This window comes from Halomonas sp. BDJS001 (assembly GCF_026104355.1).
In the GTDB taxonomy this organism is placed as follows: Bacteria; Pseudomonadota; Gammaproteobacteria; order Pseudomonadales; family Halomonadaceae; genus Vreelandella.
This window is the reverse complement of the sequence record NZ_CP110535.1, coordinates 307294-329257: the sequence shown is the minus strand read 5'-3', so window position 1 is coordinate 329257 and position 21964 is coordinate 307294. Positions and strand designations below refer to the sequence as shown.

The window sequence follows — 21964 nt, the reverse complement described above, 5'->3', positions numbered from 1 at the left end:
TTCCTTAGCGTATCCAATGGCCGTCGCTGACAGGCCTCGTTTTATCGTCACCCGCTGTTTTTGAGCAAACGCTTGGTGAACAAGCTTTTCAGTCTGAGTGGGAGCGTGGCGCAACTCAACATAGCACGACTGGCTTCAGGCGGGCACTTGCGGCCCTTCCTTCATTGTCTGCCCCGATCCACGGAGATATTTTCAAAAACAAATATTAGCGAAAAAAGATATAAATTATGGATCTTATTCAATAATGCTATGCGGCAATAGTATAATACCAAACCCACTGTTAGCTTTTTTTATAAAACGAATACTAAAGATTTTACCATTACCTAAAAGATTAATTTCCTAAAAAAAGATGCTATTACCTTAAGAAGAACTCCTTTCGTTCGTTTTAATAAGGTATTGCGGCGCAATATAGACTGATAAAATAAGGCCGTTTTTACACCACTCCTGACAACTTGACCATGAGGAAGAACGTCACATGCCTACGTTGTGCCAACCCTCTTGCCAGCCTCGATTATATCGTCGCTGGCTTTTTTTGTTAGCGGCCTTACTATTAGGCGTAAGTCCCAGTGCTTTTGCAGTAACCGGTGAGCTGGATCTTACCAGCTCTACCGTGGGCTTTTTCGCTGTAGCGATCTTCGTCCTGGCCTATGCGTTGGTCATGGCGGAAGAAAAGATCCATATGCGCAAGTCTAAACCGGTGTTAGTGGCAGCCGGTATTATCTGGAGCCTCATCGGCTGGGTGTATGTCCAAAACGGCATGTCGGAAGCGTCCGAGTACGCTTTCCGCGTTACGCTTTTGGAGTTCACCGAGCTGATGCTGTTCTTACTTGTGGCCATGACCTATATCAACGCCATGGAAGAGCGCCGAGTCTTTGATGCGCTGCGCTCCTGGATGCTGCGCAAGGGCTTCAACTACCGCACGCTGTTTTGGCTAACCGGCGGCCTCGCCTTTCTACTCTCACCGATTGCCGACAACCTCACTACCGCACTGTTGATGTGTGCGGTAGTAACCAAAGTGGCCGAAGGGGATCAGCGGTATATCAACTTAGCCTGTATCAATATCGTCGTGGCGGCCAACGCCGGGGGCGCGTTTAGCCCTTTTGGCGACATTACCACCCTAATGGTATGGCAAGCGGGCATGGTGGAGTTCCAGGAGTTCTTCATTCTGTTCTTCCCCGCCCTGGTCAACTTCCTGATTCCCGCCTGCATCATGAGCGTGTTTATCAAGGATGAAAAACCCTCCAGCGTTTATGAAGATGTGTGGCTAAAGCGTGGCGCCCGGCGCATTGTGTTGCTGTTTTTACTGACGATTGTCACCGCCGTGTTATGTCACGTTGTGCTCCACCTTCCCCCGGTGCTTGGCATGATGACCGGCCTGGGCTACTTGCAGTTCTTTGGTTACTACCTGCGCCGCAGCCTGCCTCGATCCCTGGAGCGCAAGCGCGAACGCTATAGTCGCCGTGGCGACAACAAGAAGCTTGAGCAATTGGGTGGCGTGGTGCCGTTCGATGTGTTTAACCGGGTGGCGCGAGCCGAGTGGGACACACTGCTGTTCTTCTATGGGGTGGTAATGTGCGTTGGCGGACTGGGCTTTATGGGCTATCTCGGCTTGCTGTCCGAAGCGCTGTATACCGGTTGGAACGCCACCGCCGCCAACATCGTATTGGGTGTCGTTTCGGCCGTGGTGGATAACATTCCGGTGATGTTTGCGGTGCTGACCATGGAGCCGGATATGTCCCATGGTCAGTGGCTACTGATTACCTTAACGGCGGGTGTCGGGGGCAGTTTGTTATCGATTGGCTCCGCGGCCGGTGTGGCGGTAATGGGTCAGGCAAGGGGCTCCTATACGTTTATGGGTCACTTGCGCTGGTCGCCGGTTATTCTGCTCGGCTACATCGCCAGTATTTTGGTTCATATGTGGCTTAACGCCGACAGCTTTGCACTGTTCAGCTAAGCCAGTCGCCCAGTTAAGCCAGACACATTAATAAGCACCACCCTCGCCCCTTTTCAGCATTCTGGAAAGGGGTTTTGCTATAACCCCTTAATAAGTCTCGAACAGATACTCAATCGGGGTCGGGCGGCCAAATAGGTAGCCTTGATAGCGATAGCAGCCGTGGCCTCTTAGCCAGTCAAGCTGCTCTTTTTTCTCCACCCCTTCGGCGACCACGGTCAGGCCCAAGCTCACCGCAAGCAGAATCGTGGTATCGACAATCGCGGCGTCTGTCTTATCGGTAAGCAGCTCGTGAATAAACGATTGATCAATTTTTAACTCGTCCAGCGGCAATCGCTTCAGATAACTCAGCGATGAGTAGCCCGTGCCAAAGTCATCCAATGCAAAACGAATCCCCTTGGCCCGCAGTTGCAACATCGTGTTGCGGACTCTCACCGGCTCTTGCATCAACAGGCTCTCGGTGACTTCGAGCACCAGGCGGTTCGGCGGCGCCTGAGTTTCAGCCAACAGCGCTTCAACATCACGCACGAACTCCGGCTGCTGAAACTGCACTGAACTTACATTGACGGAGATACTTAACGGCGAATAGGCGGCTTGACGCGACCACTTCGCCAGCTGTTCGCAGGCGGAGCGCATTACCCAATAACCGATCGGCACAATCAGCCGATTCTCCTCCGCAAGCGGAATAAACGTCGCGGGCGATACCCAGCCGCGCTGAGGGTGAAACCAGCGCAGTAAGGCTTCTACGCCGATGGTGACGCCCTGATGGTCAACCTGCACCTGGTAATGCAGCGCCAGCTCGTTGCGTTCAAGCGCCTTGTGCAGGTCGGCTTCTAAGCTCGCTCTTTCCAGCACGCTGGTTTGCATATCGGTATTAAAAAAGCACAGCCCATTACCGCCCGCTCTTTTCGCCTGCTGCAACGCCATATCAGCCTGCTGCAGCACGCTATCCATACTGTGCTCACCTCCTCCCGTAAACAGTGAAATACCAATACTGGCACTGATCGGCAACGAATGGCTGTTTCTTAATTGCGCAATCGTCTCTAATAGTTGGCGCGCCACACGCTCGGCTTTTAGCGCAGCGTTCGCCTGTTGCTCGCCCAGATTATTGATCAGCACCACAAACTCATCGCTGCTAAAGCGAGCCAGCGTTTCCTCTGCGTCAAGCCGCTGGCGTAACTGTTCGGCAACGCTAATCAATAGCTGATCGCCACTATCATGGCCCTGGATGTCATTCACTAAGCGAAAGTTATCCAGATCAATGACCATTACCGCGCTATAGGATGCCGCCCACTCTTCATGGGCAATAGCAGCCGTTAAGGAATCCATCAGCAGCCGCCGATTGGGCAGCCCGGTTAGCGAGTCATAGAAGGCCAGGTAGTGAGTGCGCGACTGCATTTCCAGGTAGTCAGTCAGTTCGGTCGATATACCGCACAGGCAAGGGGCTGCACCGGGCGACATGGAAAGCGGCATTTTAATTGATAAGAAAGTTCTTACCCGGCTTTCGCCTTGCAAGACATTGCTCTCCTCTACCGTCACTTTTTTACCTGACGCCAATACGTTGCGATCAATCTGCTTGATCTCGGCGGCGCTTCCGGCGTCAAAAAAGGCTTCATCGCGCTTGCCGATGATTTTGTCTGCGGGCAGGCCAAATAGCTCGCTGATGCGGCGATTAACGTATTGGTACTCTAAGGTGGGAGACTTGATATAAATAAACGCATCGACACTATCCAGGATAGTCGCCAGCATCTCTTTATTGGTTTGCAGGAGCGCCCGGTTATGCTGCATACGCCGCTTGAGCAATAGATTGCCCAGCAGCGCCAAAAGGAGAAAAACAAGCAGCAAGGCGATACCCCAACGCCCAAGGTAGTCGTCAATGCTGCGTAGCAGCTCCACCGGAAGAGCGGCAGATGAGGCGAAATAGTACATAGCGACTGTTCACTGACCAGGCATGGTAAGCGGGCCTGCCCGCTCTACCACCCGTTGCCAAGCGGCGTCTTGCTCAATGCGTGACACAAAAGCGGCTATGGCAGGATGCTGTTCCAGTGACTGTACGGCGGCCACTGCCTGGAGCGGAAAGCTCATTTGCATATCGGCGCCGCTAGGCCACGGCCCGGCAAAATTACCTTGCGCCAACAAGTGTTGGTTAATAAAACTCAGGTGCTGTTTAAGCTGCGGCGTGAGGAAGCGCTTACTTACCGTATCGCTGATTCCCTTGGCCAGTGGCTTAATCAGCCAGGGTGACTGTTTGGGAATTTGGCTAAACACCAGCTGCATCACCAGCAGCGGCATGAGTGACCCTTCGGCATAGTGCAACCAGTAGCGGTAATCCACCCACTCAGGCATATCATCCGACGAAGGTTGGCAGCGGCCCTGCCCGTAGCGCTGCAGAAGGTAATCAATGATCGCTCCCGACTCAGCCACGGTGAAATCACCATCGGTAATCACCGGCGATTTACCCAGTGGATGGATTTTTTTCAGCGAGTCTGGCGCTTGCTGTGTTTTGCCATCGCGTTGGTAAACCACCAATTCATAGTCCAGCTCAAGGGTTTCAAGTAGCCATAGGGTACGGTGCGAACGAGACTTTTCCAGATGGTGAACGTGAATCATAAACACTCCATGGGCTGAGTTGTACGCCAGCATTGCACTGGCGTCACTTATCCTTTTCTATAGGCACATTTAGCTTAGTACCATAAAGCCCATCATCATAGGATCAATAGTATCAACGCAGCATTGATCGCTATGAAGGCGTGAACAAAAGCAAGTTTATTAATCAGTTACGTTATGATCGGTGTGCGTGACGCCACCGCGCCAGCAGATCCAGCGGTGACCACTTCCCCTGCAGCCAGGGCGCTAGTAAACGCATAGAGAGTGGAATAAACACAAACACCATCACAGGCGTGAGCATTAGAGTGCTCACTACTACCCGCGGCACCAGTGTCCAATCGGCCAAAACGCCGCCGAATACAAATTGAAAAATCAGCGAGATAGGAAAGAACGCCAGCCATACCGCCACGGCCTGCTTCCAGCGCGGCGGTGCGCTGCTACCGGTTTGAAACCACGCATCCAACCCGGTGGCCCGGTGCTCGTGAGGTGCTTCGTATAAGCCTTTGCCGCGCGCCAACCAAGCATGGCGTGAGGCGGAGTGCTCCCAAGCGGCTAAGGTTTCGCTGCTGCTAAAGCGGAATATGATCTGGTATTCATCGTCGTCAGCCGGAGGCGCCAAGACGCCGGAGCCTAGGTAGCCCGCAAAATCGGCGGCCAGTTCGCGCCCTTCAGTAAGCCAACGATTAAAATCAGCGTAGCGGCCGTGCTCAACGCGACGAGCCACCATCAATGTGACAGGTGAGGCAGACATGGTATATCTCCAAATGTGTCCACAGCCAGCGCCGGGTAGGCAGGCTGTTTGCTTTCAAGGGGGTAACCCTGAAAGTCAGAATGGCCACATTATACAAGCAATGTTGATGCCAGGTGTGAATGCTACGCTATGGCAGTTTAGGCGGCGTAGATTCTCGCCGAGGCACGGGGCTGGGACGCTCGCCGCGTTGAAAAGCGCATACATGAATATAAATATCCACAGCACTGCGAATGGCATCTGCTTCTTGGGGGTCGGGGTCTACTACCGGGCCGGTATACTCACCTTCGCTGCGTAGTACGACTTCTAGCTCGGTTCGGTAACGGTCGAGCAGGTGTTCCAGGTTGATGCGTATACGATGAACTTCCAGACTAAACGCCTGACGTTGATCGGTGCGCTTAAGGATGTCCAGAGGGTTTGAAGCAGTTTCAATCAAGCTCTCTAGCGTAGCGAAAACTAACTTTTCAGCACTGTTTAAATTGGGAATAATGGAATAAATGAGGTCATTTAAAGTGATCGGTGTTCCATGGCGGTGCATAGGCAGCTCAACGTCCGGTTAAGGGGTCAATGCTAATCAATCGGCCCTGCTCAGAAAAACTTAATCGATAAATACCGTGCACACCGTCACGACCGACTATGCGCCTAATCGCCTCGGCGGGAAATATTACCCAGCGGCCATCCACACTGCGGGCACGTACGCGGGCGATGCGCCCCTCATAATGAGCCAAGCACTCCTCATAATTAAGATTAATGACTACATCAATGGTTTGCATAGGGTTGGCAATAAGATAGGGCTGGCATAAGAGTGTCATCGTGCCGGAAAAGTAGCGGTATAACACTGCAAAAACTTGCACTGTCGGTATCGCTCGCTAATACTTCATGGTATCCCAACTCGTACTTAGTCGGTAATGACCTATGGCCGTTTCTTCCATTAGCACCGTTTCCCACGCTGCCTGGACATATCCTTCAGCGAATACAATGTCCCCGCGCGTTGAGCAAACCGCCAAAGGCCGTGCACTTGAAGAAGATACGGCGTCTACCGATGATCCTAAAACGACTAGCACTAGCGAAGAGAGCAGCAGCGCCGAGGCTGGCCCCAAACGGGCGGACGGCACGCCCATGGCGCCGGAAGAGATTCAGCTACTCGAACAGCTTAAACAGACAGACCGCGAAGTACGCCAGCATGAGATGGCCCACCAAACAGTGGGCGGCGCCTATGCGGGCGGTGCCAGCTACGAATATGAAGTCGGCCCTGATGGCAAACGCTACGCGGTAGCAGGCGAAGTGCCGATCGATTATGGCCCGGTGCCCAACGACCCCCAAGCCACTATTGAAAAAATGCAGACTGTGATCGCCGCGGCCATGGCGCCTGCCGACCCGTCCCCTACCGATTACCAAGTGGCTGCCCAAGCGCGTCAGTACCTGCTCGAGGCCAAGCTGGAAGCCTCCATGCAGCGCAGTGAAATGAACCAAGCCCGCAGCGACGGCGCCGCAGCGACATCCTCCACTGCTACACCTTCCACCACACCCTCCGCGGATGAATCAGCCGCTGGCGAGCTAGCCGCCTAAGGGTTCGCCTCTGCGAGAGAGTTCCACTCTTCACGGCTGGGCCAATTCGCCAACCAGGTAGGCAGCGACTCGGCGGGCATTGGCCGAGCAATCCCGTAGCCTTGGGCTAATTCACAGCCTAGCGCCATCAAGGCTTTGGCATGCTCTAAGGTTTCTACACCCTCCGCCAGCATGGGCCGCTTAAAGCGATTCGCCATGTAAATGACGCTCTCCACAATCGCCATATCGTCTTGATCACTGAGCATATCGCGGACAAAACTCTGATCTATTTTGATCAGACTGACCGGCAGCTGCCGCAGGTGGGTTAACGACGAAAACCCGGTGCCAAAGTCATCAATAGCAAAGCTCACTCCCAGTGCCTGACAGCGCGACATATTTTGCAGTGCGGCCTGAATATCATGCATCGCCGCACTCTCCAGCACTTCGAGTTTGAGCATCGCTGGCGATACATTGGGATGACGTGCCAAGAGCTCGCCCAGCCGCTGACTAAAATTGCTCACCAACAGATGCGTAGGGCTTATATTCACATTGATGGGTAGCGCGATGCCTTGAGCCTGCCATATGGTCAACTGGCGCAGCGCCTGCTCAATGACCCACTCGCCAAGCTCCACTTCCAACGGCGTGGTATCGATGGTGGGTAAAAACTGCCCCGGCGCAAGCAACCCCTCTTCCGGGTGCTGCCAACGAATCAGCGCCTCTAGGCCGACCACTTGACCGCTGCGCATATCGACCTGAGGCTGATAATAGAGGCGCAGTTCATGGTTATTGAGGGCATCAATAAAACGCTGCCGCTGCTCATGGCGCACCTGCAGCAAGCGGTCATGGTTGGGATCAAACAAATGAAAGGTATCGCGGCCACGCTGCTTGGCACGGTACATCGCCTGATTGGCATGCCGTAAGAGCACATCGCCCTGAACGTGGTCATTGGGGTAGAGCGTCACTCCCAAGCTTGCCGTCAGATGGATGCTCTGCCCCTCTATCATCAGCGGCTGGCGGATAGAGGCTAGCAGCTTCTCAAAAAAATCGTCGTCTACGACATGATGGAGTAACAGCACAAACTCGTCACCCCCCACCCGCGCCAGCACATCATCGCCAAACAGCAGATGACTTATACGCTGGGAAAAAGATGAGAGCAGCGCATCACCCACAGTGGCGCCAAGACGGTCATTGATATTCTTGAAGAAATCGATATCCAGCGAGCACACCGCCAAAGGTAGCTGTTTGGCATCTGCATGCTGCATCGACTCGTGGATCAATTGCGTCAACAGTTGCAGGTTGGGCAGCCCGGTTAGGGCATCGAAATAGACTTCCCGATTAAGGTGTCGGGCATGAGCGGGAATGGCCGAAAGATCCGCCAGCACAATCACATGATGATCGACCTCTCCGTGCTCATTGCGCACGCGATTAATCGACATCATCCCAGGATAAAACTGCCCATCGTGGCTACGGTAACTCACTTGGCTTTTACTGCGGTCACGCAACTGAAATTCTTCACGCATCAAACGCGTGGTGCGGCTATCATCCAGCGGTAAAATACTGAAGGCTTCCGGTGTTTTGCCCTTTACATCCCCCTGGGTAAACCCCGTTAATTCACAAAAAGCGGGGTTGACCTCCACCACCCTATTTTCCGCATCGGTGATAATGATCGCCTCATTGGCATAGCAAAATACCGATTCAGCGGGCGACACTGTTTGGCTGACGGATGCTGTCGGCATCATGTTCGAGCTTGGCAGTGAAGATGTTGGCTGGGAGTAGTGTTGAGACAAAGACTGTTCCTTCGATACCTTCGAGGATTTATACATACGTCTTTGCTCTCCTCATCATTTTATAGAGCCTTCGCCAAATAAATTCGTTGTTAAATAGAGCCGTTATTAGGTAAATAGAGTCGCTATTATGAAGGCAGTGGTGCTGCTAGCCATAATAACACCCTATGACGGCGAAGGTACTTTGCGCTGCAAAGTACCTTATCGGCTGACGAGGAAATAAGTTAAGGGGCAGGGCTGGCGGCGCCCAAAAAGCGCGCCTGCCAGTAATCGATCTCTAACGGCACGCTGACTACTGCACGGCCCTTACCAGGTGCATGAATCATTTGGCCATTGCCACGATAAATTCCGACGTGGGTCGCTTTGCGACGGTCGCCAAAGAAAAGCAGATCTCCAGGGCGTGGGGCGTTAGCGCGTGGCAAAGCGCGAAACTGCTCATCGGCGGTACGCGGTACACGAATACCCGCCGCCCGGTAGGTCATTTCCACTAAGCCAGAGCAGTCCAGGCCATCGGGGGTATTTCCCCCCAAGCGATACGGTGTGCCAATAGCCTGCTGTGCATGGGAGAGAATCAACGCACGCTCCATTGAGAGCCCTGCGCGGTTAGGCGGCGCCTCAATGGGGGTCAGTTCGCGACTGGCACAACCCGCCAGCATCAGTATCAACAGGCTGGTAAGCAGCCCCCTTCCCGATAGAGCCAACCCGCAAGGTAGAAGCCACAGACGAACCGATATCATGGACAACCGCTCCGATAAACCCGCTTGCCTTCATGATGGCGCAAAGCCTGCCTAGCCGCCAATGATTAACGGCCGATCCACTCCACAAAGCTGGTTGCCCCCAGCGCATGGCGCTCATGGCGCACCCGGCTCATTGCCGCGTAGGGTAAATCCATTGTTAATACCCGCGCAAGCGGCTGCTCGATCACCTGACGCAGCAGCCCATTGCAGACAAATAAGTGCGCCACCACCAGCACATGCTTGCCCGGCGGATTACTTAACAGCTGCTGCCAGGCCTCGGCTAATCGCGCGTCGAAGGCTTGAAGGGTTTCGCCACCGGGGGGAGACACCGCGGCAGGATCGAACCAAAAGGCACTCATTCGCTCGGTGCCCTCTTCGGCAAACACCTGGGCGTGGGTTTTGCCTTCCCACCGCCCCAAGTGCAGCTCGGCAAAAGCCTCCTCCAGTTGAACAGGCAGCCCAAACTCTTCGCCCAGCCATAGGGCAAATTCACGACAGCGAGTTAACGGCGAGGTCACGATCGCATCGTAGGGCAAATGCCCGTCGACCGTCTGCCGCATCACGGCATTGGTGACCTGCTGCCAGCCGGTTTCACTCAACGGGTGGTCGGTGGAGCCGCGCAGCATACGCCCGCCTACCGGTTCACCGTGGCGCAGTAAATCAATCGTCGTGATCTCCGCGTCGGGAAAACGCATACTCGCCTCCTGGGTGGCTAAACTCAGTTAAATAATTCAGTTAAATAATTGCGTGACGAACCCGTGCGGAGATCCACTCGGAGATCAACACAGTAGCGAAAATCATAATAAAAATGACGCTAACCTGATTCCAGGCGAGGCTGTTGATCGAGGCATTCAACTGCAGGCCAATCCCGCCTGCGCCCACCAAGCCCAATACCGTCGACTCGCGAATATTAATGTCCCAGCGGTAAACGCTAATCCCCGCAAACGCAGGCATCACCTGGGGCAGCACGCCATAGTTCATCACCTGCATGCGGCTCGCGCCGGTCGCGCTAATTGCCTCGACGGGGGTGGGGTGGATCTCTTCAATCGCTTCGTAAAGCAGCTTGCCCACAAAGCCGATAGAGCGTAGGGCGATAGCGATAATCCCTGCCAGCACGCCAGGGCCGAGAATGGTCACCAGCAGCATTGCCCAAATCAACGAGTTAATGGAGCGCGATGAGACAATGATGACCAGGGCGGCGCTGCGCACCAGCGGATGCGGCGTGGTGTTACGGGCGGCTAAAAATGCCACCGGAAACGCCATCATAATCCCTAGCGCGGTGCCCAAAGTGGCGATATTGATGGTGTCCCACATGGGCTTCCAGAGCACATTGGCGTAGCCCCACTTGGGAGGGGTCATGCGGCTGATCAGATCGGCGCCCTGGCGGCCGGCATCTTCCACAAACACCCACATGGTGTTGTCGGAAATCATCTTCCAGCAGAGCAGAAACAGGCTGACACCTGCCAGCCAAGCCAGATACTGTAGCCATTGAGCGTGGGTGGTGCGCCGCCGCCAAACCGGCTGACCCTGGGGTGTAGTGGAAACAGGCATGTAAACTCTCGACAAATTAAGGGGCCAGAAAAGGCTGATCTAGCAGTGACTGAATCAGCGTTTACTGAGTCCAGCGGCGAACATGACTAGAGCTATATTCACATAGCAGCACGATAGCGATGATGATCAGCAGAATCGCCGCGGAAGTGTCGTACTCATAGCGGCTCAGCGAAGTATTCAACGTGGCGCCAATGCCGCCCGCGCCGACAATGCCGATTACAGAGGACTCACGGAAGTTGATATCCAGGCGGTACATGGAGAGCCCGATCAAGCGCGGCATCACCTGGGGCTGCACGGCGTGATTCATGGTCTGCCACCAGCTGGCGCCCGTGGCACGCACCGCTTCCACCTGACGCCAATCCAAGTCTTCGATATCTTCCGCCAGCAGCTTGGCCATAAAGCCAATCGTCGCGAAGGCCAGGGTGATCATGCCCGCAAACGGTCCAAAGCCGAACATCACCACAAACAGAATGGCGATGATGATCTCCTGGAAGGTGCGCGAAACGGCGATAATGCCGCGACACACGAAATAAACCGGTAGCGGTGAGATATTGCGCGCCGCCCCTAAGCCCACGGGTATTGCCAGCAGTACACCCAGTACCGTGGAGGTGAGCGTCATGGTCAAGCTTTCCAGCAAGCCCGCGACGATATCGTCGTAGCGGCTGACAAAGTCAGGCTGCATAAAGGCGCCTAAAAAATTAACCGCCCTGCCCGCACCTTCCGCCACCCGCGCCCAGTTCACCTCTACCGAGGCTAGCGCCAAAAACAGATACACCACCGCGCCGATGACCAGCCCCCAGCGCAGGCGGGGACTTTCGATCAGCGGGAGTCGCCGCCACTCACCGTGCTGGGCCGCCTGCTGACGTGCCTCCTCGTTCATCGTACTGCCCCCGCTTCGATTGACGACATCACCCGTGCATACGGAGGATCAACCGGTGCATCATCTGCCGCTTCATCGTCCATAGGCTCCGGCGTGGTGTCCCACTCCTCTTCGCCATAGATCGTGGTGAGCATCTCGCTGTCGAGTTCGCTGGGCAGGCCATCAAATACGATTTCTCCAGCGCGCAGGCCGACAATACGGTCGGCAAACTGCTGGGCCAGAGCCACGTCGTGAATATTGATAATCGCTGCCAGTTCACGCTCTGCGCATAGCTCGCGAATCAAGCGCATGATTTGGCGCGAAGTTTTCGGGTCGAGGCTGGCGGTAGGTTCATCCACCAGCAGCAGCTTGGGGCTTTGCAGTAACGCCCTGGCGATACCGACCCGCTGGCGCTGGCCACCGGAGAGGGCATCGGCGCGCTTGTCGATGGCATGGGTCAAGCCTACCCGCTCTAACAGACGGAAGGCTTCGACCACGGCCTCCTGGGGGTAGCGGCGCAGAAAACTGCGCCAAAAGCCTACATACCCAAGCTGACCGGAGAGCACATTTTCCATCACGGTAAGGCGGTCTACTAACGCATACTCTTGAAAAATCATGCCCATGGAGCGGCGAGCATGGCGCAGTTTATGGCCCGAAAGTTTGGTCAGCTCGATGTCTTCCAGACGGATGCTGCCCTGAGTAGGCTCGACCAACCGGTTAACGCAGCGAATCAGCGTGCTTTTACCCGCGCCAGAAGGCCCGATCAGCGCCATCACTTGGCCTTTGGGCAGCGTGAGTTCAATATCCTTCAGCGCCCTATCCCCGGTAGGGTAGCGCTTGCCTACGCCACTAAGTGTCAACATCGTTCCACCTCATATGTATAGCTAAACGGCCAGAAGGTGAGCCCTCCTGGCCGAATAATTGCAGATTGCAGATTGCCGACTGATTAATCGCAGTCGTAGGTCACACCGTTGGCGTCGGCGATAGTGCGAATAACGGCCCAGTTTTCCTGGTAAGTAATCGGAATAAACTGCGCTTCGCCAGAGTTGGCGAACTCCGCCTCAAGGGGCGTGCCTTCCCAGTCGTAGCTAAAGAAAGCGTCCTGAATTTTCTCGGCAAGTTCCGGGTTCAGGTTATTAGCCAGACCGTAGGCAGTGGTGGGGAAGGTATCGGAAGTATAAATAATCTCGTAATCACCTTCGTCAACCACTCCGCGGGAAATCATCCGCTTGCCAACGGAGTTAGCAATGGCTGCCGCGTCGTAGTCTTCGTTGACCACGCCGAGAATGGAGTTGTCGTGAGAACCAGAGAACGCGGTTTCAAAATCTTCACCCGCTTCCATGCCGTACTCAGAGCGCAGCAGTGCAGAGGGGGCGCGGAAGCCTGAGTTAGAGGTCTCGGAGGTAAACGCTAGCTGACGCCCCGCCACGTCTTCAACAGATTCAATGCCGCTTCCTGGGTAGGTGATGATCTCCATCTCGTAACCAAAGCTGCCATCTTCAGCGGCCATCATGGCGAAGGGACGGAAGCCACCGCAGTTAACCGCCACCGGTACGCCGCCGGTATTAAAGCCAGCGACGTGCAGGCGTCCAGCGCGCAGTGCTTCCTGCTGGGCAGCGTTGGATTGTACCGGGAAGAATTGGACTTTTTTGCCGGTGGCTTCGCTCAGGTGATCCAGAAAGTCAGACCAGACATCCGCGTAAACCGCGGGATCTTCAACCGGGGTATAGGCAAACACCAGGGTATCCGGGTCAACCCACTGTGACTCGTCGCTGGGAACATCGGCGATCATGTCGCCATCACTATCCACATAGCGTGATGAAAGATCCGCAGAGGCGTTTACAGCGGCCAAGGCGAAGGCACTGGCAACGGCGGCACTGAGTAACGTGCGGGAGAGGGATAATGTTTGCATGGGTCACCTGTAACGTTCTGTAGAGTTGTTAAAAGATGACAACATCCTGACGACTCCAGATGACAAAAATGGGGCACTTATATGACCACTTCGTGACGTTTTGACGCAGGCATCTTTAATGTGTGGCTTGAGCAGCATCGTGACCGCGACGCTCCACGAACAGACTGTTGCCAGGGATTTTTTTGGCTTGATGCTTCAGCTCGGAAAGTTCACCCGCTATATCCAGCGATCGACAGTTGGTCGCATCGGGGATGGGCTTCACCGCAATCGAGACACTGACAAAAGGGTAAAACGTCAGTCTATTTTGTCGGTTTTCGATGTAAATCCCGCCCTGAAGGCGGTCGGCTTCTTCATAGAAACCCGGTGCCATCACCTCGAATGAGTGCAGAATTTGCTTACAAACACTTTCCCAGTGCTCAAGCGGCAGCAGCATCATGAAATCGTCACCGCCAATATGGCCGATAAATCCCCCGGCGTTCTCTACCTGGGCTTGCAGCAGCCGCGATAGCGAAATAATGATGTGGTCACCGCGGGCGTAGCCATAGGCGTCGTTAAAGGCTTTAAAGTTATCCAAATCAACGTAGGCCGCGGCAAACCCGCGTTCGGCGGCTAAATAGGCAGCCAGGGTTTCATTAATCAGAATATTCCCCGGTAGGCCGGTCAGTGGGTTGGCATGCCGCGCTTGGCGCACCTGAATCGCGGTAATCTCACGTAACAGGTCAACGATATTGCCCATCCCCAGGTAGTCACCGTTAGCCTTAACGATAACAAAGTCCTCCTGCTCGATATCCCGGCTATCGGTCAGCTTCTGGCTCAAAACCTCAAGCGGGGTATCCGCTTCAGCCACCAGCATGCGTGCATCAGCAACGTCCAGCACACGGCGCTTGGCATAAAGTGAATGGCTGTAGGGGTTGGTAAACAGGGTTAAAAATGCATTGCGGCGCACCACCGCTACGGGCTTGCCATTCTCCAGCACGGCCACACAGCGCAAGCTGGGCTGTTGACGAAATCGTTCGGAGATATACGGCACTGCGCAATCCGTGGTGATGGCCTCGGTAGCCCGCAAAATTGAGCGGGCGGTGCGGCCAGCGGGACTTTTTAAATGGGTGGTCGCCGGCAGCAGCATATTGAGTTCCAACGGCGGCTGCTGGGTGGGTCGGGCAAAATAGAAGCCTTGCAGCAGCGCGAGGCCGCGGTCGAGCTCCCACAGGCAGAGGTGCTCGGCGGCGGTCTCCACACCTTCGGCAATGACCTGGCAATCCAGACTACGGGCCACATCGAGGATCGAGCGTAGGAATTCTCGCTTGGCAGGATCCTGATCGATGCCGGAGATAAAGTGGCGATCGAGCTTAACGAAATCGGGGCGCAGCTCAGACCAGTGGCGCAGGCTTGAGTGCCCGGCACCGAGATCATCCAGCGCCACCTGGAAGCCCATGGTGCGGTAGTGATCCACCGCCTGGCGCATTAGCTCATAGTCATGGATGGGCACATGTTCAGTGAGTTCGATCACCACCCGCTCTGGGGGCAAACCGCTGTCACGGATAAAGCCAAGGGTTAAGCCTTCGCGAAAGTCGCGCTCCACAATCGTCAGCGGCATCACGTTAAGAAACAGCAAACCGGGCAGGTCGAGCTCTGCAAAACGCTGTATGGCGAGGCGCCGACAAAGCAAATCTAACTCGACTAACTTCCCGGCCTGGGTAGCCACCTCAAACAAACGTAACGGGGAGTACAGCGGCGAGGTTTTAGGCCCTCGGATCAGTGCTTCGTAGCCATAAATCGCCTGCTGGCTGGCATCCACAATGGGCTGAAAAAGCACATGCAACTCTTCTTGTGCAATGATTTTTTTTAGCCACTGCGCTTCTTGTGCGGTCATTTGCCTGCTGCCCTCTGCTGCCACCCTAATCACCAGCGGTGGTGTCGATGATGCGTCACCTTCCCTGGAGGCTGTTGATAAGCTGCAAGCGTGCGTCATTTTTGTGACGCTATCATGACAAACATCAAGGACGTCAGGCAGTTGGCGCTAAACAGAGGTCATGAAAGGATCTTCTCGGGAGCAGGAAAGAGAACCTCGCCGCCGTCAGCGTCGAGCTGACGGATGTTGATCGGGCGGCCTTTCTCGTCAAGGGTCACTAAGCCAATGCCGCTGGCATTCCACAGCCGTTCACCGGCGCTGGCGCGATCGGGATCACGGGGGTGAACGCTTAGCTTACGGCGCTTGGTAAACCAGTTAAGCGGTGACCACGGCGCGTAGAGCCAACGGTTGAGCCGATCAAAGGTATTGAGTAGCTGCTTGGGAAACGTATTCTTGATGCCGCTGGAGGTAATCTGCCACAGGTGAGGAGCGCTTTTTCGCCGACGTACCAAAATGTCGTAGACAAACGAGTAGTGCACATCTCCGGATAAAATCACATAGTTGCCTGGGGTCTTGGAGTGCTGCCAAATCTGCAGCAGCGTATTGGCTGCCCCGCGGTGGGCCATCCAGTTTTCAGCATCCACCACCAGCGGCTTACCGGCAAGGGTGAACAGCTTTTGAATTCCCTCTATCAACTTGACGCCGAACATCGGCGCGGGAGAGACAATCACCGCGCTCTTGAACCCCATTAGCGCCTGTTGCATCTCCATTAGCGCCTCCCAGTCCATCAAGCCCGAAGGCCGGTGGGGGCTGCGCTCACTGCGCCAGCGGCGGGTGCGGGTATCCAGCACAATCAGCGCGGGGGTGCCCGGCACCTGAAACTCCCAGCCCTGAAAACGCAGCAGCTGTTCAATCAGCCCATCCTGCTCGGCACAGACTAGCGGCTGGTCGCCATCGCCCAGCAGAGTGGAGGCGTGGTGGACTAACGGGTTCATTTTACCCGGGTCGTTACCCCAGGCTTGGCAGAGCAGATAGGCCACCAGGGCATTACCGATAATGCGTTTAGAGAACGGGTGACCGTAGGCGGCGCGCTCCCAGTCGGAGGTTAAGTTCCAGTCGTCGGTGACATCGTGGTCGTCAAAGATCATCAGGCTGGGCAGGTGCGCCATCAGCCGTGCGCACTGGGGCAACCCCGCAACAAAGTCATCGATCACCGCCTGCTCCTGACGATACAGCTCGGCATCTTTGTCGTTTAAGTCAGGCGGCGTAGGCGCAATCACTTGCCAGGGCGTCGGCGACCACACCAGGCAGTACATGGCGAGCATTTCGGCTAGTGTCATCAAGTGGTTATGGGCATTCGCCGAGGTAAACACGGGCTTTTTGACACCGCCGAAGAAGCGTTCGCGCAGCGCCACGTTGCTGGTCACATCCGGCAGTAGCTCTGCACGGCGATAGTAGCTATCCGGCGAGCGGTAGAGCGCTTGGCTATCGTCGACCGTCGCGCCTTCCAGCCACTCATCCACCAGCCCTAACCGTTCAATCAACGCATGCACTGCCCGCAGCATCGGCCCGGCCACATCGTCGGCGTACACCTGATCACCGGTCATCAGCAGCCAAGCGGGCCACTCGGTGGGCGCTGCCTGCTGCTCAGACAGCCAACTGTCGGCGCGCACCAGGCCATCGGCACTGGCGTGATGAGGCTTGCGGCAGGAGCCGTGCATCAGGCGGTGATGGCGCGAGGCAACCACAAAGGCGGGATAGGCGGCACCGTCATAACACAGCCACGGTGCCCACTCGGGCAAAGAGCGCCACTCGCCCTGTAGAGTTTCCACCTGCAGGTCATACTCGATGCGCTCGTCGCAGGGCAGCGGCGATTCAAGCCCACAATCGATTAGGTAGATAAAGGCCCGCTGGCCGATGGGGATGCACTGCTGGTGATGCGCCAAGCCAATCGACTGGCTATCGGCGTGCCCTGGGCGCAGCACCAGTGTCATGTTCAGTGGCCGAGTGGCGACGAGCCAAAGTACCAGCCGTGCAGCGCTGATGCGTCTTAATAGGGGGCCGGCGACTATATCGGGCAGCGTATCTGTGCGATTCATTCGGTGCGGTCTCCATTATTTACACGCGACGATTACCCGCGACGACGGGCAGTGCCACCGCCACGTTTAAACCGCCAGTGCTGGCGCGGCTAAGGTGCAGTTGGCCGCTGTACAGGGCAACAAGGTCAGTCACAATGGCCAAACCCAAGCCACTGCCCGAGCGCTGTTCATCCAACCGTTTGCCGCGCTGCACCGCCTGCTGGCACTCTGCTTCCGACATACCAGGGCCATCATCGCTAACGGTCAAGGTTAACTGCTGCCCTTCACTCTCTACCTGTAGCTGCACATCGCTATGCGCCCAGCGCAGCGCGTTATCCATTAGGTTACCCACCAGTTCTTGGATATCCTGCCCATCCATGTGCACATTAATCTCACCCGTCCAGGTTTGGCGCAGCGCAATGCCACGCCGCTGGGCAAGCCTGGCCAACCCATTGAGCAGCGGCGCCAGGGTGGCATGTAAATCGATGGGCGCAAAGCGTATCCCCTCTCCCGCTGCCGATGCCCGCGCCAGATGATGGCGTACCGCGCTATCTACGCGTTCTAGCTCAACCTCCCAGGCGGCGCGGTTCGTTTCCGGCAGTTGGCGTAGCTGCAGGCGCATCACGCTCAGCGGGGTTTTCAGCGCATGGGCTAGGTTGCCAGCGGTATGGCGGCCGCGCTCGATCAAGCGCTGATCGCGTGCCAGCACCGCGTTCATTGAGGCGGCAAGCGTCGCCAACTCGTCAGGCAAACGGGTGTCTAACTGCTCGGCACGCCCCTGCTCTACCTCATGCAGGTTGGCGTGCATGCGGCGCAGTGGCGCTAGCCCCCAGCGTACCTGGAGCGCCAATACGCCAAGTAACAGCACGCCCAGGCCGACTAAACCGCCCCACAGCAGGCGTTGAAATTCGCCAATATCGCGGGTCAACACATCGTCCCGGGCGGCGACGCTAATATGCAGCGGCGCTTCTAACGGCGCCAAATAGATATCGCGCTCCACCACTCGCAGCGATTGCCCCGGGGGCCAGGTATCGAGCGAGCGCTAAGGGTGTCGCTATCAATCACCGGCAGGCGCTGATCCCACAGTGAGCGCGAGGCGAGGGTGCTCTCCTCGCCATCGGTGATTTGCCAGTACCAACCGGAGTAGACGTTGTCAAAACGCGGGTCGCCCAGGGCCCAGTCGTGAACAAGCTGTTGTTCTACACGGTCGTAGGTAACGCCCGCCATAATGACGTTGAGAGTAGCCTCCAGACGCTCGTCGAACGCCTGGGTGGCTGAGGCGCGGTAATGGTGGGAGAGCAGCGTGCCCGCAACAGGCAGCGCCAACCCCACCATCACTAGTACGGCCAGCAGCAGCCGCACGCTGATAGAACGTTTTGCCCAGCGATCTTTCCATGCGGTGGTGTCTTGTCTCATTCGTTAGCAGGCTCTTCTGCTAATAGCCGGTATCCCTGGCCACGCAGGGTGGCAATGCGCCAACTGCCCAGCTTGCGGCGCAGGCGGCTGACCTGAACATCGATCACGTTGGAGTCCGGCTCGTGGTCGCGGTCATAAACGTGCTCCGAGAGTTCGGTGCGGCTCACCACCCGCGGTGCGGCGTGCATTAAATAGCCGAGCAGGCGGGCCTCCTGGGCGGTTAACCCCACCGGTCGACCTGCCAAGGTAACGTGTTGGGTGTGGGTATCCAAACTCAGCTCACCCACTTTCAGTACTGGATGGGCGTGGCCGTGGCTGCGACGCACAAGGGCACGTAGGCGAAACAGGACTTCCGCGGACTCAAAGGGTTTTGTGACGTAGTCATCCGCCCCGGCAGTAAATCCGGCCGCTTTATCGGCCCAGCGCTCCCGGGCGGTAAGGATCAACACTGGCAGGTCGATACCATCTTCCCGCCATGCCGAAAGCCAGCGGGTGCCATCGCCATCGGGTAGACCGACATCCAGAATCAGCGTGTCGTAGGCTTCCGTGCGCACCAGAAAATCGGCTTCCTGGCCAGTCGCCGCATGCTCTACCAGCCAATCTCCGTCGCGCAACGCTTGGCTAAGTTCACGGGCAAGCGCTTGGTCATCCTCTACCAACAAACACTTCATCGGCTAACTACCCTTTTTTGGCAAGTGACATCAACAGGCTAGCGGCGCATATCATTGATACGCACCCCCTCAATGGCCATCAATTGGCCGTTATGACCATCAAACTCGAACTCGACAACCTGGCCCTGGGGGCCAAGCAATTTGATCTCATACTCGACGTACCCCCCTTCGCGCTCCACCTCAACCTCCAACACTTCACCGATGTAGTTAGCTTCCAGCCAATCCAAAATAGTGTCGAGGGGCACGACCTCGCCGCGGCGTACTTCTCCGTGTAGTGACTCCCAATGCTGGTCGCCCACCGCGCTACCCGCCAGCAACAGCACCAAGGTTAACCCAGTGACGTTGCAGCGAGAGCCACGCGGGACGCTGCGCAGTAGCTTTTTGAAGTGGCGTAGGATTTTACTCATAGCGTCAGCATGCCAAAGGCAACATGAACGTTAGATGAACAGCTTTGTCAGCTTAAGGAAAGTATCGTGGTGATATAAATCCACTGTCGCATTCGCTGAATGCCGTTCATTCAATCTCGTACAGATACGTAAAGAAGGAATTTGCTATGAACACCATGAAAAAAATGCTGCTGATCCCGACCTCTGCGCTGCTGCTTGCTGCGGCTGCCGGTAGTGCCCAGGCCGATTCACTGCCGATGGATCGCATTGATGACGTATTGAGCCACGCCAATGAGTACGGTTTCAGCCACTACGAAGAAATTAGCATTGAAAGCCGGGGCCGCTTAGAAGTGGAAGGTTGGCTGGACGATGAGTGGTACGCCGACGTGGAATTCTCACTCGATAACGGTGAGACCCTACAAGAGAAACGTGAGCGCCTGATTAGCGGTGCCTGGGGTATGAGCGAAGACGATATCCGTCAAGCACTGGACGTGGCTAGCCAGGAGGGTATGGTTGAATTTGAAGATCTCGATATCGATAAGAGCGGCATCATCGATATTGAAGGCCGCGGTGAAGATGGCCGTGAGCTAGAAATCAGCGTGCGTCAGGGCTCTGCCGAAGTGACGCAAATTGACCGCGATTAATTTTTCCAGCTAGTCGCTTTGCGGGCTCCCCACGGGGAGCCCGCTGCGTTTATGGTAGGCTGATAAAGCATGTCGCTAAATTGATAGTGCCGACCTTATCAGGGTATTGAGGAGAAATCTGTGCTGAACGAAGGCGTTAACGGTGCGCTGGAGAGTGAAGAACTCGGCTCGTCGGCGCTAGCTTCAGGCGTCGGCAACTCAGTGCCGTGCAACCCCGAGCTGGGCGATTCAGCGCTATTCAGTTCAGCACTATTGAGTTCCGTGCTACGCGACTTAGCCTGGCTGGTCGCCACACCTGACCTTGTGGAGCTGCCACCACCGATTCCCTGTGGAGGCCGGCCAACACTTAAAGAACTGGGATTAGTGGGTGCACTACTGCCCTGGCTGGGTCAACTTGGCCGGCCACCGCTAACGGCCCTGAATGGGAGCCGCGCGACGCGTATGGGGCACTACCACGAACGCCTGTGGCATACGTTGTTGGATCACGCACCCAATACGCGATTGCTCGCCCGAAATGTCCGAATCACCCGACAGCGCAACACCCTGGGCGAGCTGGATATGCTGTACAGAACCCGCGACAATCCAGCGCCGATCCATTTAGAAGTCGCTATCAAGTTCTACCTGGGGCTGCCCGAAGGGCCTGGAGCAGCCAATAGCCAAAGCCGCTGGATTGGCCCCGGCGGGTTAGACAGCCTGGCGCTTAAGTGCACTCATCTGCAACGTCACCAACTCCCCCTTTCCACCACGGCGCCCGCACTGGAAACCCTCGCGCATTGGCTTACGCCACGGGATCTGGGTGGTTCTGATCTGCGTTTAGGCGAACAGTTAACTCAGCGGCTGGCGATGCCCGGCGTGCTTTACTACCCCTGGCATGCCGCTATGCCAGCACCGGAAGGCGCGACGGCAGATCATCGCCGCGGTATCTGGTGTTACTTGCGTGACTGGCCGACCCTATCAGCCAGCTTTTCCGCCATGCCGAGTATGGTAGGGCTGGAAAAGCCCCACTGGCTGGCACCGCCGCCAGCCAGCGTTTTTCGCCCTGCGGCAGAGGTACTGCCAACCGTGATTGATCGGGTCAATACCTGGCGCTCCCCCCAGCAAGTAATGCTGTGTTACCCAACGAGAGAGCACGGTGAACAACGCTACCAGCGGCTATTTATAGTGCCCGATGACTGGCCTCGACAAGTGCCTCTGCCGCCCCGCGTTCGCGACTAAATAAC

20 protein-coding genes and 1 pseudogene are annotated in these 21964 nt (G+C 56.1%); 4 read left to right on the top strand and 17 right to left on the bottom strand.

The window, feature by feature from the left end; all coding sequences use genetic code 11:
- Nucleotides 1-475 precede the first annotated feature (475 nt).
- Nucleotides 476-1954: a sodium:proton antiporter NhaD gene (gene nhaD / locus OM794_RS01725; protein WP_226250313.1), complete on the top strand. Its 1479-nt coding sequence runs from the start codon at nt 476-478 to the stop codon at nt 1952-1954.
- Between the two features lie 87 nt (nt 1955-2041).
- On the opposite strand, the gene OM794_RS01720 is transcribed toward nhaD, so the two are convergent.
- From OM794_RS01720 to OM794_RS01700, 5 genes are all read right to left on the bottom strand, one after another.
- Nucleotides 2042-3880, bottom strand: coding sequence for a putative bifunctional diguanylate cyclase/phosphodiesterase (locus OM794_RS01720; protein ID WP_226250312.1), 1839 nt, complete (start codon nt 3878-3880; stop codon nt 2042-2044).
- Nucleotides 3881-3889: 9 nt separating this feature from the next.
- Nucleotides 3890-4561, bottom strand: a complete 672-nt coding sequence (locus OM794_RS01715) for a glutathione S-transferase (RefSeq protein WP_226250311.1) — start codon at nt 4559-4561, stop codon at nt 3890-3892.
- 172 nt (nt 4562-4733) lie between these two features.
- Nucleotides 4734-5309, bottom strand: a complete 576-nt coding sequence (locus tag OM794_RS01710; protein ID WP_226250310.1) for an antibiotic biosynthesis monooxygenase — start codon at nt 5307-5309, stop codon at nt 4734-4736.
- Nucleotides 5310-5436: 127 nt separating this feature from the next.
- On the bottom strand, nt 5437-5742 hold the full coding sequence (locus tag OM794_RS01705; RefSeq protein WP_226250309.1) for a hypothetical protein: 306 nt from the start codon (nt 5740-5742) through the stop codon (nt 5437-5439).
- A gap of 109 nt (nt 5743-5851) precedes the next feature.
- Nucleotides 5852-6160 carry a DUF2835 family protein gene (locus OM794_RS01700; RefSeq protein ID WP_319001095.1) on the bottom strand — a complete coding sequence of 103 codons (309 nt, stop codon included), beginning with the start codon at nt 6158-6160 and terminating at the stop codon, nt 5852-5854.
- A 61-nt stretch (nt 6161-6221) separates the two neighbouring features.
- Between OM794_RS01700 and OM794_RS01695 the strand changes: the two genes are divergently transcribed.
- Nucleotides 6222-6875: a putative metalloprotease CJM1_0395 family protein gene (locus OM794_RS01695; protein WP_226250308.1), complete on the top strand. Its 654-nt coding sequence runs from the start codon at nt 6222-6224 to the stop codon at nt 6873-6875.
- Here OM794_RS01695 and OM794_RS01690 read toward each other — a convergent pair.
- The 12 genes and pseudogenes from OM794_RS01690 to OM794_RS01635 form a co-directional block, all read right to left on the bottom strand.
- Entirely contained in the window at nt 6872-8593 is a 1722-nt protein-coding gene (locus tag OM794_RS01690; protein ID WP_226250365.1) for a putative bifunctional diguanylate cyclase/phosphodiesterase, read from the bottom strand. The two genes, OM794_RS01695 and OM794_RS01690, sit on opposite strands and share 4 nt — an antisense overlap.
- Nucleotides 8594-8862: 269 nt before the next feature.
- A complete protein-coding gene (locus tag OM794_RS01685) occupies nt 8863-9375 on the bottom strand; it encodes a C40 family peptidase (protein WP_226250307.1) in 513 nt (170 codons plus the stop codon).
- 65 nt (nt 9376-9440) lie between these two features.
- On the bottom strand, nt 9441-10070 hold the full coding sequence (locus OM794_RS01680; protein WP_226250306.1) for a histidine phosphatase family protein: 630 nt from the start codon (nt 10068-10070) through the stop codon (nt 9441-9443).
- Nucleotides 10071-10110: 40 nt separating this feature from the next.
- Complete coding sequence (gene phnE, locus OM794_RS01675; protein ID WP_226250305.1) at nt 10111-10926, bottom strand: phosphonate ABC transporter, permease protein PhnE; 816 nt, start codon at nt 10924-10926, stop codon at nt 10111-10113.
- 61 nt (nt 10927-10987) lie between these two features.
- Nucleotides 10988-11806 carry a phosphonate ABC transporter, permease protein PhnE gene (gene phnE / locus OM794_RS01670; protein WP_226250304.1) on the bottom strand — a complete coding sequence of 273 codons (819 nt, stop codon included), beginning with the start codon at nt 11804-11806 and terminating at the stop codon, nt 10988-10990.
- A complete protein-coding gene (gene phnC / locus OM794_RS01665) occupies nt 11803-12648 on the bottom strand; it encodes a phosphonate ABC transporter ATP-binding protein (RefSeq protein ID WP_226250303.1) in 846 nt (281 codons plus the stop codon). Before phnC ends, phnE (OM794_RS01670) begins: the two co-directional genes overlap by 4 nt.
- 83 nt (nt 12649-12731) lie before the next feature.
- Nucleotides 12732-13697, bottom strand: a complete 966-nt coding sequence (gene phnD / locus OM794_RS01660; RefSeq protein WP_226250302.1) for a phosphate/phosphite/phosphonate ABC transporter substrate-binding protein — start codon at nt 13695-13697, stop codon at nt 12732-12734.
- Between the two features lie 115 nt (nt 13698-13812).
- The gene (locus OM794_RS01655) at nt 13813-15570 is read right to left on the bottom strand and encodes a bifunctional diguanylate cyclase/phosphodiesterase (RefSeq protein ID WP_226250301.1); all 1758 of its coding nucleotides are present in this window, start codon (nt 15568-15570) and stop codon (nt 13813-13815) included.
- Between the two features lie 158 nt (nt 15571-15728).
- Nucleotides 15729-17648 (bottom strand): alkaline phosphatase D family protein, encoded by a 1920-nt coding sequence (locus OM794_RS01650; RefSeq protein ID WP_226250300.1) that lies wholly within the window; start codon nt 17646-17648, stop codon nt 15729-15731.
- 19 nt (nt 17649-17667) lie between these two features.
- A pseudogene (locus OM794_RS01645) lies at nt 17668-19043 on the bottom strand (ATP-binding protein).
- Nucleotides 19040-19714, bottom strand: a complete 675-nt coding sequence (locus OM794_RS01640) for a response regulator transcription factor (protein ID WP_226250298.1) — start codon at nt 19712-19714, stop codon at nt 19040-19042. The pseudogene OM794_RS01645 and the gene OM794_RS01640 overlap by 4 nt, the downstream one beginning before the upstream one ends.
- 38 nt (nt 19715-19752) lie before the next feature.
- Nucleotides 19753-20121 carry a PepSY domain-containing protein gene (locus OM794_RS01635; protein ID WP_226250297.1) on the bottom strand — a complete coding sequence of 123 codons (369 nt, stop codon included), beginning with the start codon at nt 20119-20121 and terminating at the stop codon, nt 19753-19755.
- Nucleotides 20122-20267: 146 nt separating this feature from the next.
- On the opposite strand from OM794_RS01635, the gene OM794_RS01630 reads away from it, so the two are divergent.
- Together OM794_RS01630 and OM794_RS01625 are read left to right on the top strand one after the other, a co-directional pair.
- Complete coding sequence (locus OM794_RS01630; protein WP_226250296.1) at nt 20268-20744, top strand: PepSY domain-containing protein; 477 nt, start codon at nt 20268-20270, stop codon at nt 20742-20744.
- 219 nt (nt 20745-20963) lie between these two features.
- The gene (locus tag OM794_RS01625) at nt 20964-21959 is read left to right on the top strand and encodes a DUF1853 family protein (RefSeq protein WP_413229691.1); all 996 of its coding nucleotides are present in this window, start codon (nt 20964-20966) and stop codon (nt 21957-21959) included.
- The last annotated feature ends 5 nt before the right edge of the window (nt 21960-21964 follow it).